The sequence below is a fragment of the Actinocrinis puniceicyclus genome, from assembly GCF_018283645.1.
In the GTDB taxonomy this organism is placed as follows: domain Bacteria; phylum Actinomycetota; class Actinomycetes; order Streptomycetales; family Catenulisporaceae; genus Actinocrinis; species Actinocrinis puniceicyclus.
Window position 1 is genome coordinate 1 of record NZ_JAGSXH010000025.1, and the last position, 14,138, is coordinate 14,138.

The 14,138-nt window shown below is 71.0% G+C and carries 14 protein-coding genes; 8 read left to right on the forward strand and 6 right to left on the reverse strand.

All coding sequences use genetic code 11. The features are described from left to right. Positions 1–100 precede the first annotated feature (100 nt). Positions 101–337 carry a cellulose binding domain-containing protein gene (locus tag KGA66_RS32035; protein ID WP_369015841.1) on the forward strand — a complete coding sequence of 79 codons (237 nt, stop codon included), beginning with the start codon at positions 101–103 and terminating at the stop codon, positions 335–337. Between the two features lie 273 nt (positions 338–610). Here the strand turns inward: KGA66_RS32035 and KGA66_RS09765 are convergent, their stop codons facing one another. Next, the gene (locus KGA66_RS09765) at positions 611–2,344 is read right to left on the reverse strand and encodes an aminotransferase class V-fold PLP-dependent enzyme (protein WP_211466930.1); all 1,734 of its coding nucleotides are present in this window, start codon (positions 2,342–2,344) and stop codon (positions 611–613) included. 107 nt (positions 2,345–2,451) lie between these two features. Between KGA66_RS09765 and KGA66_RS09770 the strand changes: the two genes are divergently transcribed. Next, positions 2,452–2,889 carry a Fur family transcriptional regulator gene (locus tag KGA66_RS09770; protein ID WP_211466932.1) on the forward strand — a complete coding sequence of 146 codons (438 nt, stop codon included), beginning with the start codon at positions 2,452–2,454 and terminating at the stop codon, positions 2,887–2,889. A gap of 32 nt (positions 2,890–2,921) precedes the next feature. Continuing rightward, on the forward strand, positions 2,922–5,168 hold the full coding sequence (gene katG, locus KGA66_RS09775) for a catalase/peroxidase HPI (protein ID WP_211466935.1): 2,247 nt from the start codon (positions 2,922–2,924) through the stop codon (positions 5,166–5,168). 67 nt (positions 5,169–5,235) lie between these two features. Here the strand turns inward: katG and KGA66_RS09780 are convergent, their stop codons facing one another. Then, positions 5,236–5,640 (reverse strand): type II toxin-antitoxin system VapC family toxin, encoded by a 405-nt coding sequence (locus tag KGA66_RS09780; protein WP_211466937.1) that lies wholly within the window; start codon positions 5,638–5,640, stop codon positions 5,236–5,238. 196 nt (positions 5,641–5,836) lie between these two features. Here KGA66_RS09780 and KGA66_RS09785 point away from each other — a divergent pair, with 196 nt between their 5' ends. Further along, the gene (locus tag KGA66_RS09785) at positions 5,837–6,688 is read left to right on the forward strand and encodes an SAM-dependent methyltransferase (protein ID WP_211466939.1); all 852 of its coding nucleotides are present in this window, start codon (positions 5,837–5,839) and stop codon (positions 6,686–6,688) included. Between the two features lie 102 nt (positions 6,689–6,790). On the opposite strand, the gene KGA66_RS09790 is transcribed toward KGA66_RS09785, so the two are convergent. Further along, positions 6,791–7,426, reverse strand: coding sequence for a TetR/AcrR family transcriptional regulator (locus KGA66_RS09790; protein WP_211466941.1), 636 nt, complete (start codon positions 7,424–7,426; stop codon positions 6,791–6,793). Between the two features lie 156 nt (positions 7,427–7,582). Between KGA66_RS09790 and KGA66_RS09795 the strand changes: the two genes are divergently transcribed. The 4 genes from KGA66_RS09795 (at position 7,583) to KGA66_RS09810 (ending at position 10,827) form a co-directional block, all read left to right on the forward strand. Beyond that, a complete protein-coding gene (locus KGA66_RS09795) occupies positions 7,583–8,086 on the forward strand; it encodes a PNPOx family protein (protein WP_211466943.1) in 504 nt (167 codons plus the stop codon). Between the two features lie 808 nt (positions 8,087–8,894). Then, a complete protein-coding gene (locus tag KGA66_RS32040; RefSeq protein ID WP_369015842.1) occupies positions 8,895–9,548 on the forward strand; it encodes a radical SAM protein in 654 nt (217 codons plus the stop codon). Then, positions 9,475–9,936 carry an NUDIX hydrolase gene (locus KGA66_RS09805; RefSeq protein WP_211466947.1) on the forward strand — a complete coding sequence of 154 codons (462 nt, stop codon included), beginning with the start codon at positions 9,475–9,477 and terminating at the stop codon, positions 9,934–9,936. Before KGA66_RS32040 ends, KGA66_RS09805 begins: the two co-directional genes overlap by 74 nt. After that, on the forward strand, positions 9,937–10,827 hold the full coding sequence (locus tag KGA66_RS09810) for a carbohydrate kinase family protein (protein ID WP_211466950.1): 891 nt from the start codon (positions 9,937–9,939) through the stop codon (positions 10,825–10,827). Between the two features lie 141 nt (positions 10,828–10,968). Here the strand turns inward: KGA66_RS09810 and KGA66_RS09815 are convergent, their stop codons facing one another. The 3 genes from KGA66_RS09815 to KGA66_RS09825 all read right to left on the reverse strand — a co-directional run bounded on the left by KGA66_RS09815 (position 10,969) and on the right by KGA66_RS09825 (position 14,080). Continuing rightward, a complete protein-coding gene (locus KGA66_RS09815) occupies positions 10,969–11,301 on the reverse strand; it encodes a hypothetical protein (protein WP_211466952.1) in 333 nt (110 codons plus the stop codon). A 119-nt stretch (positions 11,302–11,420) separates the two neighbouring features. Continuing rightward, on the reverse strand, positions 11,421–12,443 hold the full coding sequence (locus KGA66_RS09820) for an SDR family oxidoreductase (protein WP_211466954.1): 1,023 nt from the start codon (positions 12,441–12,443) through the stop codon (positions 11,421–11,423). After that, positions 12,440–14,080, reverse strand: coding sequence for a GMC family oxidoreductase (locus tag KGA66_RS09825; protein WP_369015843.1), 1,641 nt, complete (start codon positions 14,078–14,080; stop codon positions 12,440–12,442). Before KGA66_RS09825 ends, KGA66_RS09820 begins: the two co-directional genes overlap by 4 nt. Between the last annotated feature and the right edge of the window lie 58 nt (positions 14,081–14,138).

Here is a 14,138-nt window from a genome sequence, read left to right on the forward strand (position 1 = left end):
GGCCTGGTAGCCGCCGAGCACCCCGGGCACCGGCAGCGGCTGTAAGGCCACGTACTCGCTGGTCAACAGCTGGCCCGGCGGCTACCAGGCCAACGTGGTGGTGGCCAACAGCGGCTCGTCGACGCTGAACGGCTGGACCGTGCACATGACCCTGGCGAGCGGACAGAGCATCAGTAGCCTGTGGAGCGGGGTGAACAGCGGCAGCAGCGGATCGATAAGCGTCAAGAACGCCGCATACAACGGAACGATCAGTGCGGGTGCCTCGACGTCGTTCGGTTTTACCGCCAACGGTGACGGGTCACTCGCCCCCAGCGGCGTCAGCTGCACGAGCCCGTGATCGCACACTGACACGACGGCCGCCGACGACCGGGCCGGTGCGGTGGGTTCCCACCGCACCGGTTCGGCCTCGTCCGGCCTCGCGCCGCGCGACGGCCCCCGCCAGGATGGGACCGCGCCCGCGGCGCGGTCGTCTGCTTTCCGGGAAACACATCCGGCGAACCGGCGAACCGGCGAACCGGCGAACCGGTGGCCCGGCGAACCGGTGGCCCGAGTGGAACCGTCCCGCCGAACGATGCCGACTCGCGCTCGACCCGACGCCCGCCGTCTCAGCTCACGATTGCGCGTCGGGCGTCTCCGGCCGCTGTGGCGTCACACACAGCGCCGGCAGCAGGAACCAGCGCAACGCCTCGACGTGCTCGGGAAGGCCGGTCGGTCCCTCGTCGACGGCGTCGGGAAGCTCCTCGAACACCCGGCGCGCACGCTCCAGCTGCTGGGGCAGCACCTCCTCGCCGGCGGTCGTCCGGTTGCGCGGGTAGTCCAGGCCGTCCTCGGTGAACCGCACGTCGGCCAGCCGCAGCGGCGGCTCGGTGATCTCGCCGCGGTGCCGCCACAGCCCGGTGGCGCTGTTGAAGGAGTAGTGCGGCAACAGCCGGTGCCCGTACCGGGCCAGCAGATCGACCGCCTCGACCAGGTAGTCGCGGACCGTGTCCGAGATGAAGTAGTTGAAGTTCACCCGGACCCAGCCCGGTTTTATGCCCTCGCAGCCCAGGCCGATCTCGTGCTCGAAAGCCCGCGATCGCTCGGCGTCGATCGACAGCAGCCGGTGCCCGTACGGGCCGGCGCAGGAACAGCCGCCGCGGGCCTGGATCCCGAACAGGTCGCTGAGCACCGCGACCACGAAGTTGTGGTGCAGGAACATCTCCGGCCGCGCCGCGCGCAGCTGGAAGGAGACGATTGACAGGCGCCGTGCGTCGCGGTTGCCGAGGATGTCGATCGCCGGGTTCGCCGACCAGCGCTCAAGGGCGTGCCGCCACAGCCGCTCCTCGCGCGCCTGGATCAGCTCCGTGCCCACCGCCTGCTTGAGCGCGAACACCAGCCCGGCGCGGATCGACTCCACGATCGCCGGGGTGCCCCCCTCCTCCCGGGCGACCGGGTCGTCGAGGTAGCGGTGTCCGAGCGGGTCCACGAACAGCACGGTGCCGCCGCCGGGGACGGTCGGCACGGCGTTGCGCACCAGTTCCCGCCGCACCACCAGCACGCCGGGGGTCTGCGGCCCACCGGGGAACTTGTGCGGGGAGAGGAACACCGCGTCCTTGTGGTCCCCGCGGCCCGGCGCGCTCTCCCGCATCCGGATCGGCACGTACGGCCCCGCCGCGGCGAAGTCCCAGAACGACAGCGCGCCGTGCTCGTGCAGCAGCGCGGCGATCGCGTCGGTGTCGGACAGCAGGCCGGTCACGTTCGAGGCAGCCGAGAAGCTGCCGATGCGCAGCGGCCGGTCGGCGTGCTTGCGCAGCTGCTCGGCCAGGTACTCCTGGTCGATGTGCCCGTCCCGGTCCTCCGGCACGGTCACCACGTCTGCGATCGACTCGCGCCAGGGCAGCTCGTTCGAGTGATGCTCGAACGGTCCGACGAACACCACGGGCCGTGGTTCGCCGGGCTCCGACTCGACCCGCTGCGCCGCGGCGAGCCCGCGCAACTCGAGGATGGCGACGAGCTTGTTGATCGCGCCGGTCGCCCCGGAGCCGGTGAAGATCACCAGGTCGTCCGCGGTCCCGCCGACCGCGTCGCGGATGATCCGGCGGGCGTCCTCGCGCAGCCCGCTGGTGGCGCGGCCGGTACTGGAGCTCTCCGTGTGCGTGTTGGCGTAGCGGGGCAGCACCTGGCCGCGGATGAAGTCCTCGATGAAGTCCAGCGCGCGGCCCGACGCGGTGTAGTCGGCGTACACGACGCGGCACGGACCATACGGTCCGTCGAGCACCTCGTCGTCGCCGATCAGGCCGCGGCGCACCCGCTCCAGCAGCGGTGAACTTGGCAGAACCGATGCGCTCTGGGAACCGGTGGACACACCGCTCACGATACGGCCTGCCGGCCGCCTGCGTGAGACCCGGGTTTCCGAAACACGGCATATTCGTTAACTTGAACAGTTCGTGTTTATGGCGGTAGGTTGGCCCCGTGACCGCGTCCCGGAACCCGAGCATCGCCGCGGAGCTGCGCGGCGCCGGCTTGCGCGTGACCGCCGCCCGTGTGGCGCTGCTGGAGACCGTGCGGGCCGGCGACCACCTCGGCGTCGAGGCGATCGCCGCCGGGGTGCGCGAACGGGTGGGCCACGTCTCGCTTCAGGCGGTGTACGAGGCTTTACACGCGCTCACCGCGGCGGGCCTGGTCCGCCGCATCGAACCCCCCGGCAGCCCCGCTCGATTCGAGGGCCGGGTCGGGGACAACCACCACCACGTCGTGTGCCGGTCGTGCGGTGTCGTCGCCGACGTGGACTGCGCGGTCGGTCAGGCTCCCTGCCTTACCGCGTCCGACGACCGCGGCTTCCTGATAGACGAGGCCGAGGTCGTCTACCGGGGCCTGTGCCCCGGCTGTTCCACCGCCCGCAGCTCCTGAGCACCACGATCGGCCGAGCCGGAGGGAATCGCATGACCGAGAACCATGACGCGATCGTCACAGACGCCAAGACGCAGGGGGCGACGCAGGAAGCGGGCGGCTGCCCGGTGGCGCACGAGCGCGCCCCGCACCCGACCCAGGGCGGCGGGAACCGTCAGTGGTGGCCGCAGCGGCTCAACCTGAAGATTCTGGCCAAGAACCCCGCGGTGGCCAACCCGCTCGGCGAGCGCTTCGACTACGCCGCGGCGTTCAACGCACTGGACCTGGCCGCGGTCAAGCAGGACATCGGGCAGGTGCTGACCACCTCGCAGGACTGGTGGCCGGCCGACTTCGGCAACTACGGACCGTTCGTCATCCGCATGGCGTGGCACGCCGCCGGCACCTACCGGATCAGCGACGGGCGCGGCGGCGCCGGCGCCGGCCAGCAGCGTTTCGCCCCGCTCAACAGCTGGCCGGACAACGGGAACCTGGACAAGGCGCGCCGCCTGCTGTGGCCGGTGAAGAAGAAATACGGCCGCGCGCTGTCCTGGGGCGACCTGATGGTCCTGGCCGGCAACGTGGCGCTGGAGTCGATGGGGTTCGACACCTTCGGCTTCGGCGGCGGCCGCGAGGACGTGTGGGAGCCCGACGAGGACGTGTACTGGGGCCCGGAGTCCACCTGGCTCGGCGACGAGCGCTACTCCGGCGAGCGGGATCTGGAGAACCCGCTCGCGGCCGTGCAGATGGGCCTGATCTACGTCAATCCGGAAGGGCCCAACGGCACCCCGGACCCGCTGGCCGCGGCCCGCGACATCCGCGAGACCTTCCGCCGCATGGCGATGAACGACGAGGAGACCGTCGCGCTGATCGCCGGCGGCCACACCTTCGGCAAGACCCACGGCGCGGGCCCGGCGGACAGCGTCGGACCGGACCCCGAATCCGCCCCGATCGAGCAGCAGGGCCTGGGCTGGCGCAACAGCTTCGGCACCGGCAAGGGCGGCGACGCGATCACCAGCGGCCTTGAGGGCATCTGGACCAGCACCCCGACGGCCTGGGACAACAGCTTCTTCGAGATCCTGTTCGGCTACGAGTGGGAGCTGTTCAAGAGCCCCGCGGGCGCGTGGCAGTGGCGCCCGAAGGACGGCGCCGGGGCGCACAGCGTGCCCGACGCGCACGACCCTTCGAAGCGGCACGCCCCGACGATGCTCACGACCGACCTCTCGCTGCGCATGGACCCGGTCTACGAGCCGATCTCGCGGCGGTTCCTGGAGAACCCGGACGCGTTCGCGGACGCGTTCGCGCGGGCCTGGTTCAAGCTGACGCACCGTGACATGGGCCCGGTGGCGCGCTACCTCGGCCCGGAGGTCCCCGGCGAGGAACTGCTCTGGCAGGACCCGCTGCCGCAGCGCACATACGAGCTCGTAGACGCGCAGGACGTGGCCGGGCTCAAGGCCCGGATCCTCGCCGCCGGCCTGTCGGTCTCGCAGCTGGTGTCCACGGCGTGGGCGTCGGCGTCCTCGTTCCGTGGCAGCGACAAGCGCGGCGGGGCCAACGGCGCGCGCATCCGCCTGGAGCCGCAGCGCGGCTGGGAGGCCAACGACCCGGACCAGCTGGCGATGGTGCTGCGCACGCTGGAGGGCGTCGCCCAGGAGTTCAACGCGGCGCAGGCCGGCACGGGCAAGCAGATCTCGCTGGCGGACCTGATCGTGCTGGCCGGAACCGCGGCCGTGCAGCAGGCCGCGAAGAACGCGGGCGTCGAGGTCGAGGTCCCGTTCACGCCGGGTCGCGTGGACGCGTCGCAGGAGCAGACGGACGTGGAGTCGTTCGCCGCGCTTGAGCCGACGGCGGACGGGTTCCGCAACTACCTCGGCAAGGAGAACCGGCTGGCGGCCGAGTACCTGCTGCTCGACCGGGCGAACCTGCTGACCCTCAGCGCCCCGGAGATGACGGTCCTCGTCGGCGGCCTTCGGGCGCTCGGCGCGAACCACGGCCGCTCGCAGCTCGGTGTGCTCACCGCGAACCCGGGCGCGCTGACCAACGACTTCTTCGTGAACCTGCTCGACCTGGGCACGACGTGGTCGGCGGTCTCCGGCGACGCGAACACCTTCGAGGGCCGCGACGCGGTGACCGGAGAGCTCAAGTGGACCGGCAGCCGGGTCGACCTGGTCTTCGGCTCGAACTCGGAGCTGCGCGCGCTCGCCGAGGTGTACGCGAGCGACGACGCCAAGGAGCAGTTCGTGCACGACTTCGTGCGGGCCTGGGTCAAGGTGATGAACCTGGACCGCTTCGACCTGGTCTGACAGCGTTCTGATCCGGTGCCCGGGCCGGTCAGCCCCGACGCGCGTCGGGGCTGACCGGCCCGTCACGTCACGGCGGTTCGAGCAGTTCGTGCAGCGGCGCGACCCTGACGAACGCCCGCGCCGCGTCGGCGACCTCGTCGTCGAGGGTGACCAGCGCGTCCGCCTGAAGGCGCGTCAGCGCGATGTATTCGGCCGCGTACGTATCCGGCCAGTCCAACCGGCGCGCCACTTCCCACGCGCCGGCCTGCAGGACACGGTCGCCGAGCAGCCGGATCCGCAGCGCGCGGATACCGTCGAGCACCCTGCGGGCGGACCACTCCTCGATCCGGCCCTCGCGCACTGCCGCGTACATGAGCGCCAGCACCTGGGAACGCAGCAGGGTCGGGGCGACCAGCGCATGGCCGACCGGGATCACCGCCCGGTCGGTGGCGATCCGGATGGCCACCGGCGCATCGATGACGAATCGAGTCATGCTCCAACATTGCCAGGCTGCGCTGACATCCGCGGTAAGAGCGGACGCGGCGCACCTCCGGATCACCCGGCCACGGCGTCGGCGCCGGGGCCGTGGACCGTCTCACCTCCCGGCCCGCTCCACGATGTCAGTACACGAGCGTAGTCGGCTACTATCGGCGCAGGAACACTCGTGCGGCAGCAGCGTGGAGGCAGCTATGACCGACTCGCAGTCCACCCCGTGGCACGCCACGGAACTGCTCACCGGCGGCTGGCAGGTCGCCGAGATAGATACCAGCGTCGCGCACACCGCCCGCATGTACGACTACTACCTCGGCGGCAGGGACAACTACGAGGTAGATCGTGACGCCGCCGAACAGGCGCTGGCCATCTACCCGCACATACGCGCGCTGGCCCGGGAGAACCGGGCCTACCTCGGCCGCGCCGTCCGGTTCCTCGCCGCCCAGGGGATACGGCAATTCCTCGACATCGGCACCGGAATCCCCTCGCCGGGCAACACCACCGAGTCCGCCCGCGAGGTCGCCCCCGACGCGCGGGTCGTCTACGTCGACAACGACCCGATCGTGATGGCCCACGCCAGCGCGCTGCTGGCGGAACACGACCCCGCGCACACCAGCGTCGTCTACGGCGACCTGCGCGACCCGCGCTCGATCCTGGAGGATCCGCGCGTGCGCGCCGTGCTCGACTTCGACCAGCCGATAGCGGTGCTGCTGGTCGCGGTCCTGCACTTCATCCAGGACACCGAGCGTCCCGCCGAGATCGTCCGCGAGTTGATGGACGCCGTGGTGCCCGGAAGCTACCTGGCCTTTTCCCATGCCACCGCCGACGGGCAGAGCGAGACCGCGCGGGAAGCGGCGCAGACATACGACCGGGCCACCGCGCGCCTGATCCTGCGCAGCAAGGCCCAGATCACCCCCTTCTTCGCCGGACTGGAACTGGTCGAGCCCGGGCTGGTCGCCCTTCCGTGGTGGCAGCCGGACCACGAGGTGACCGCGGACCCGGAGCAGAACTGGGGATACGCCGCCGTCGCGATCAAACCCGCGCGGTAGCCGTCGCGGGAGCGCGCGGCCTCCTGCGGGGTGATCCGGTCGACGCCGAAAGCGGCGCGATCACCCGGCCGCGTCCCACCCCCGGCCGCGTCCCACCGGGTCCTACGGCCGGTCGGTCTGCTTGGCGCGAAGCCCGCGCAGCAGCAGGTCGACGGTCTCGGCGGGTTCGGCGAGCCACCGCTGCGCCCCCGCCGCACCGAGCAGCCGGTGATACGCGCGCTGATACGCGGCGCCGACCAGTAGCATCGCGGCCGCGCGTAGGTCGGCATCCGGGGGCAACTCGCCGGCAGCCTGTCGCGCCGCCAGGAACGCCGCGGTGCCTTCGATCGCGCGGTGCGGCCCTATGTCGTGCCGGCGGCTGCGTTCCCGGAACGCCTCGCGCACCTCGCTGTCGGCCTGCACGGCGGCGACGACGGGCGCGGTGCGCAGGAAGAAGGACTCCAGGCCCTCGAACAGCGCAAGCAGGTCCGCGCGCAGCGTGCCGTGCCGCAGTCGCTCGCCGAAGAAGAGCTCGACCACCTGCGGAAGGTACTCGCCCACCACGGCCAGCAGCAGCCCCGGCCGGTCGCCGAAGTGGTAGAAGACGCTCGCCTCGGCTACCCCGGCGCGCTGCGCCACCGCCCGCGTGGTGAGCCGGGCGGCTCCGGACTCGCTGAGTACCGCCTGCGCCGCTTCGAGCAGCGCCTCGCGCACTCCCGTCGAGGGGCGCCCGGCCCTGCCGGTGCTGCGCTCGGGCATCGAACCTCCTGCGCGCGGCTCGGTCGGCCGCCGTTCGGCTGGTAATTGCCTGTGGATCGGCACCGAAGCGTTGCACGCCCCGCCGACCGGGTCTAGCGTAGCCATTACTGATGTAACACTCAGTAAATCATCGATCGGCGGCAAGGAGCAGGGGCCATGTCATCCGAATCAACGCCGGCCACCGCGTACGGCAGGCCGACCACAACGGGGCCGCAGCCGCTCGCGTCGTACCAGGGCGCGCTCAACGGCGTCATGAAGGTTCTGCTGCGCGTGCCGGTGATCTCGCGCGGGATCGGCAGCAGGCTGTTGACGTTCACCGTGGTGGGCCGCAAGTCCGGCAAGACGTACGTCATCCCGGTCGCCTACACGCGGCACGAAGGCAAGCTGCTGGTCGGCACGCGCCTTTGGCCGTGGACCAAGAACCTTCGCCCCGGCGAACCGGCGACGGTGCGCGTGAAGGGTCGCCAAAGGCTGGCCGACTGGGAACTGTTCACCGACGAGCAGGGCGTCGTCGAACTCTTCGGCGTCATCGCGCGGGACAACCACACCAACGCCAAGTTCAACGGCATCGGCTTCGAGCCGGACGGCTCGCCGAGCCTCGCCGACCTGCATCAGGCCTGGGCGAAAGGCTGCGCCGTCATCCGGCTGACCCTGCGGTGAACCGGATGACGCGTACGGCGCGTAACCCGGCGGTCGGGTAGTCGCTTCACGGATACGGGCGCCGTCGGCCACGCTGCGCGATGTCCGGACGATCCGCCTCGAAGACGTCGCCTGTCAGGGCTCGTGTTTTCTCCTCGGTCTCGATCGAGCAGAAAGCACGAGCCCTGCGGCGTGGTGAGCCTGCGCTGCCGTATGGTCTCAGCGATATACCCTCTCTGATCACGTAACCCTGCTCGGTGCGCAATCCACCGATCGAAGCCAGAGCCGACCCCGCGTTACGGGCAGCAACCCAGCACATATGGGCAGCAGGGTCAGCCGCCGCAGGAAGAAAGTCCGTGGCCCCGGCAGCGAACTGACCCCCGCCCGACAGCGTCGGCGATTATCCGCCTACGACGCGTTCGCGACGGGTCTGACGTGCACCATCGGTCATCGCCGGAAACCTCCCGGAATGTCCGCGACTGTGAAACCATCACGGTATGCCGAGGGTCTACGAGCGGTACACCGAAGAACTCCATCGTGAGTTCGGCTACCTCGCCGCGTGGCTGCCCAATTCAAGGATCGAACTCGGCGACGTCGGCACTCTGCGTCGCGACCGATTCGAGCGCCTGACCTTCTATTCGGTCCGGACAACGCGGTCTTCGGGCAGTGGAATCGCCTCGTCGCCGCGTGCCGCGTTCCGCACTGCCGTCAGTTCCCCGCGCACGGCGGCGAGATCATCCCCGGCGCCCTCGCCGACCACGTGGCCCGCATCCGGCGAGGGGTGCGATACGGCGAGCAGCCCCCGGTGCAGGTGGACCTTGATGTCAGCATGGCCTGCCCGTCCTCGTGCGGATTCTGCTTCTCCGCCGGCTACCGTGCGGCGCGTACGAGCGGGCGGCTCATGGCGACGGACCTGATCAAGAGCCTGCTGCAGGCCTGGGCCGCGGCAGGAGTCCGGCTCATCAGGTTCGACGGAGGCGGAGATCCCCTCTCCCACCCGGACCTGCCGGCGCTCATCGAACACTGCGACGCGCTGGGCCTGCGCACGGCAGTGCTCACCGCGGGCGACCTGCTCGCGCCGCGCCAGTTCGCCGCGTTCATTCGTGCCCGCACCTACATGCGGATCAGCCTGAACGCCGCCACCGACGCCACCCGGGCCGCCCTGCACGGTACCTCGCCGGCGCGCCACGGAGTGCGCCGGATCCTCGACACCGTCGCGCAACTCGACGCGCAGCGCCGCGCGGTCTTCGGCGACGAGGCCGGTACGCTGATGCCCCTCGGCGCCACCTCGATGATCCATCCTGGCAACGCGACGAGCAGACTTGGTCCCGGATCGAGGCACGCACCGCCGTCTGGACCCCGTTGGCGTGACGGGACACCGGCGGCCCACTTCCACGCGGAGCGGAGACATGCAGCAGACCGAGGCGAACCACAACCCGTCCAGCCGGTACCTGGGCGGCGCGTTCGCGTTCCTATTCGATGACAAGGGCAGGTTCCTGCTGCTCGGCGAGCGCCCGGACACCCGCAAGTACATGTGGGACCTGCCCGGCGGCACCCTCACCGACGAGGAGCCGCCGGTGGAGGCGCTGCACCGCGAGGTGTTCGAGGAGACCGGGCTGCGGCTGCGCCTGCTCTCGCCGCTGTGCTGGCTCAAGTGGGACCGGCATCGCAGCGGCGCGCCGATCCTGGTGGCGTTCTACGTCGCGCACGTCGTGGCCCCGGACGACGTGCGGCTGTCTGAGGAGCACACCGAGTACCGCTGGGTCACCATGGAAGAGTTCGAATACGAGCGCCTCGCCGTCTCGGCGGAGGAGGAGATCGTGCGCGAGTGCTTCGCGCTGTACCGGCAGTGTCAGTGCACGGATCGCTGAGTGGCGGCGGTGACGGTCCTCGGCGACGTCAATGTCGAGATCACCGGGCGTATCGGCGAGCGGTTCGCTGACATCCACCGCAACCGGCTCGTGTACGCGCCGCTCGGGCTCGCCATCGGGGGCACGGCTGCCAACTTCGCGCTCGCGGCCGGCGGCGCCTTCACCAAGGTGCGGCTGCTCGGGGCGATCGGCGAGGACCGCCTCGGCGAACTGGTCGAGCGGGAACTGCGCGAGGCAGGCGTGGACGCCCGTCTGCAGCGGGCGCCGGACCTGCCGACCGGCCTGGCCGTGGGAATCCGCGACGCGCGCCCGGGCGGCGGGACCAGGCTGCTGATGGTCCGCCCAGCGAGCGCGAACTGCGCCCTTGACCGCGCGCACCTCGCTGCGAACGCACCGTGCCTGACCGACACCGACTTCCTCGTCGCCGACGGCTACTCGATGCTCGGGGAACCGCGCCGCAGCGCGGTGCTCGGCGCGCTGAGCGCGGCGGCATGCGGCGGCGTACACGTGGTGTTCGACCTGGTGCCGCACGACTGCTACCGCTTCGCCGACCTTGACGAGGTCCACGGGTGGCTTCGCGACGTACACACGGCGATCACCGAGGTCGACACGATCCGCCGCCTGCTCGGCCTGGATCGCGGCGACGACGGACCAGGCCGCACGAGCCTCGGCCGCGTCCTGGCCACCCTGGAACCGCTGACCGAGACGCTTCCGGGGCGCAACTTCTTCCTGCGCTTCGGCCGTGACAACGCGAACGAGTCGCTGGTCTTCCGCCCCGGCCGCAAGCCCGTGCACACGTTCACCGGCTACTCGCGCACCGCGAACCTGCACGCATTCGGCGACCGGCTGACGATCCGCCAGATGGTCAAGCACCTGATGGAAGCGCCGTGAGCGGCGCGGCCGGCGACCGCGGGCGCTGCGGAACGGTCGGCCGCAACCGGCTCAGACCTGCCTGCCCCCGGTCAGACGCAACCGGTTCATCAAGCCCTCGGCTTGGACGGTCCGGGACCGGCCGGGCCGGCTGAGATCACCTCAGCGGGCCGGTGCCGGTGCAGCCGCGGCACCGGAAACGCGCCGCAACGCTGCCTGCTGCGCGCCGGCGAACGCCGCCGCGATGCAGCCGTCGATGATCGCCGCGCGCCGGTACTTGCGGTCGGCCACGGCCAAGCCCGCCATCGACAGTGCGTGCAGCACATCCACCGCCGTCGCGAGCCGGTGCGCGAGCGGTGCGCGCGTGCTGCCGACCAGTGCGGCCTGCGCGCAGTGACGCGCGCCGAGGATCCGCGCCACCCGCCTGGCCTGCGGGTCGGCCGGATGCGCCGACGAGAACCGGATCAAGGCGTCCGGGCGGGCCAGCAGCGCCACACCGTAGACCAGTCGCGTGAGCGCGAGCCCCCGTACGGCGCCCAACGGCACCTGCGCTTCGGCAGGACCCACGGGCGCGTGTACGAGAGCACGCACATCGGTGAGCTTCATCGGCGCGTTCACCTGCGCCGCGCGCCGAGGACTCGCGCGCTGAGCACGCCCAGGCCGGCGGCCACGCCGCCCGCGGCCGCGCCGGCCCCGGCGAGCCGCGCGTGCCGGGACACCCACACCTGCGGATCCCGGGTGTGCGAGCGGTCGTCGAACACCCCGTGCGCGCCGAAGTCGTGGCCGTCATCGCCGTCGGCCGCCTCCCACAGGTTCTGCGGCCGGTCCGCGGCGGCCTTCTGGTCCGTCTGCTGGGAATCGAACCCGGTCTTCGCCAGGTACCGGTCCAGTACCGGCGAGAAGAACTTCTCCGCGGTGATCGTCAACGCCGTGGACAGCCCGACGTAGTACTGCTTGCGTCGCGGATGGTCCGCCGCGAACACCACCGCGCGCGCCGCCACCTCCGGCTGGTAGATCGGCGGAACCGGCTGCGGATGGTTCGGCATCCGCGAGAGCACCCAGGAGAACTGCGGGGTGTTGACCGCGGGCATCTGCACTATCGTCAACCCCACCTTGCTGCCCTGGTGCATCAGCTCCGTGCGGATCGACGAGACCACGCCGTTGACCGCGTGTTTCGCCCCGCAGTAGGCCGACTGAAGCGGGATCGAGCGGAACCCGAGCGCCGAGCCGACCTGGACGATCACGCCGTGGTCGCGCGGCTGCATCCGGCGCAGCGCCGTGCGCAGCCCGTTGACCGACCCGAGGTACGTCACCTCGGTCACCCGGCGGAACTCCTGCGGCTCGATCTCGGTGAACGGCGCGAACACGGAGGTGAAGGCGACGTTCACCCACACGTCGATCGGGCCGAACTCCTGCTCCACCCGGGCGGCCGCGGCCTCCAGCTGCTCGGGGTCGGCCACGTCGACCGGAAGCACCAGCGCGGTGCCGCCCAGCTGCTCGACCTCCTTGGCCGCGGCTTCGAGACCGGTCTCGCCGCGCGCGATCAGCCCGATCCGGGCGCCACGCCGGGCGAACTCGCGCGCGCTCGCCCTCCCGATACCGCCGCTGGCCCCGGTGATGACAATGGTCTGGCTCACGTTGAATACTCCTCGTGTTGCGTCGGATCGGGGGAGCGCATGCCCGCGCGGGCCCCGTCGGCCAGCAGCCGGGCCGCGCGGTCGACAAGCGCCATGATGGTCAGGGCCGGATTCACCGAACCCTGAGTCGGGAACACACTGCCGTCGGTGATCAGCAGGTTCGGGATCGAGAAGGTGCGCAGGCTGGCATCCACCACACCCTCCTGCGCGGTGCGGCCCATCCGCGCGCCGCCGACCAGGTGCGCGAAGCGCTGGATGGTCATCACCTCGGCGGCCCCGGCCGCGTGCAGGATCTCCTCCATCCTGGCCTGAGCCGCCTTCATCAGCGCTCGATCGTTGTCGCACATGCTGTACGACATGTCGACCACCGGCAGCCCGTACCGGTCCCGCTGGTCGGCCAGGGTCACCCGGTTCTGCGGCAGCGGCAGGAACTCGCACAGCGCGCCGAGAGTGGACCAGTGCACGTAGTCGCTCATGTACGTGCGCAGATTCTCGCCCCAGTGCCCCTGCGCCGAGACGTGCTCGGCCCAGGTGATCGGCAGCGGCGAGACGTTCTGAACGGAGAACCCGCGCCGGTACGGTTTGGCCGGATCCGTCTCGTAGAACTCCTCGCAGCTGACCTCCGGAGGCGGCGCCTTGTACATGCGCACCTCCTCGGCGAACCGTCCCGCGGTCTGCGGCGCGCCCTGCACCATCAGGTAGCGGCCGACCAGATCGTGCTCGTTGCACAGGCCGTCCGGGTGGTGCTTGTTCGCGGAGTTCAGCAACAGCCGCGGCGTTTCCAGCGAGTACCCGGCCACCGCGACCATCCGCGCGGCCTGGAAGTGCTCGCGCCCGCGCAGGAAGTAGCGCACCCCGGTGACGTACCGGCCCTCACGATCGGTCTCTATCGCGCTGACCATCGCGTCCGAGCGGATTTCCGCGCCGTGCGCCAACGCGTCCGGCACGTGCGTGATCAGCGGCGAAGCCTTGGCGTTGACCTTGCAGCCCTGCAGGCAGAAGCCGCGGTAGATGCAGTGCGGCCGGTTGCCGAAGCGGCCGTTGGTGATCGCCACGGGACCGACCCGCGCCTCGATGCCCAGGGCGGCGGCGCCGCGCAGGAAGACCTCGCCGTTGCCGCCGACCGGGTGCGGCGCGTGCGGATAACCGTGCGGGTCGCCCCAGGGCCAGTGCTGCCCGGCCACCGGCAGTTCCCGCTCGATCCGCTCGTAGTAGGGCCGCAGGTCCGCGTACTCGATCGGCCAGTCCTGGCCGACGCCGTCCACCGTGCGCGTGTGGAAGTCGGAGGGATGCAGCCGCGGCGCGTACCCGGCGAAGTGCACCATCGAGCCGCCGACGCCGCGCCCGGAGTTGTTCGAACCCAGCGGCACCGGATCCGAACCGGAGATCACCCGCGGCTCGGTCCAGTACAGGTGGTGCGAACCGGCCTCGTCGCTGACCCAGTGCGCGTCCGGATCCCAGAACGGACCGGCCTCCAGAACCACCACCGACCAGCCGGCCCGCGCCATCCGCTGCGCGAGCGTGGAGCCGCCCGCGCCGCACCCGACGATCACCAGGTCCACCTCGTCGGCGTCCCGATGCCGCCGCATGTTCTCGATCAGCGCCTTGTCGAAGCGGGTGCCGTCGTTCGGCAGCAGCCACGCGGACTCGTTGCGCGCCCGCACCCGCCGCGTCGAGAGCCTCTCGGTCAGAGCA

Bases quoted from the DNA above. Each gene is read 5' to 3' on its own strand.
- katG (WP_211466935.1), top strand. From the start codon at position 2,922: ATGACCGAGAACCATGACGCGATCGTCACAGACGCCAAGACGCAGGGG.
- KGA66_RS09780 (WP_211466937.1), bottom strand. From the start codon at position 5,640: ATGACTCGATTCGTCATCGATGCGCCGGTGGCCATCCGGATCGCCACC.
- KGA66_RS09785 (WP_211466939.1), top strand. From the start codon at position 5,837: ATGACCGACTCGCAGTCCACCCCGTGGCACGCCACGGAACTGCTCACC.
- KGA66_RS09790 (WP_211466941.1), bottom strand. From the start codon at position 7,426: ATGCCCGAGCGCAGCACCGGCAGGGCCGGGCGCCCCTCGACGGGAGTG.
- KGA66_RS09795 (WP_211466943.1), top strand. From the start codon at position 7,583: ATGTCATCCGAATCAACGCCGGCCACCGCGTACGGCAGGCCGACCACA.
- KGA66_RS32040 (WP_369015842.1), top strand. From the start codon at position 8,895: ATGGCCTGCCCGTCCTCGTGCGGATTCTGCTTCTCCGCCGGCTACCGT.
- KGA66_RS09805 (WP_211466947.1), top strand. From the start codon at position 9,475: ATGCAGCAGACCGAGGCGAACCACAACCCGTCCAGCCGGTACCTGGGC.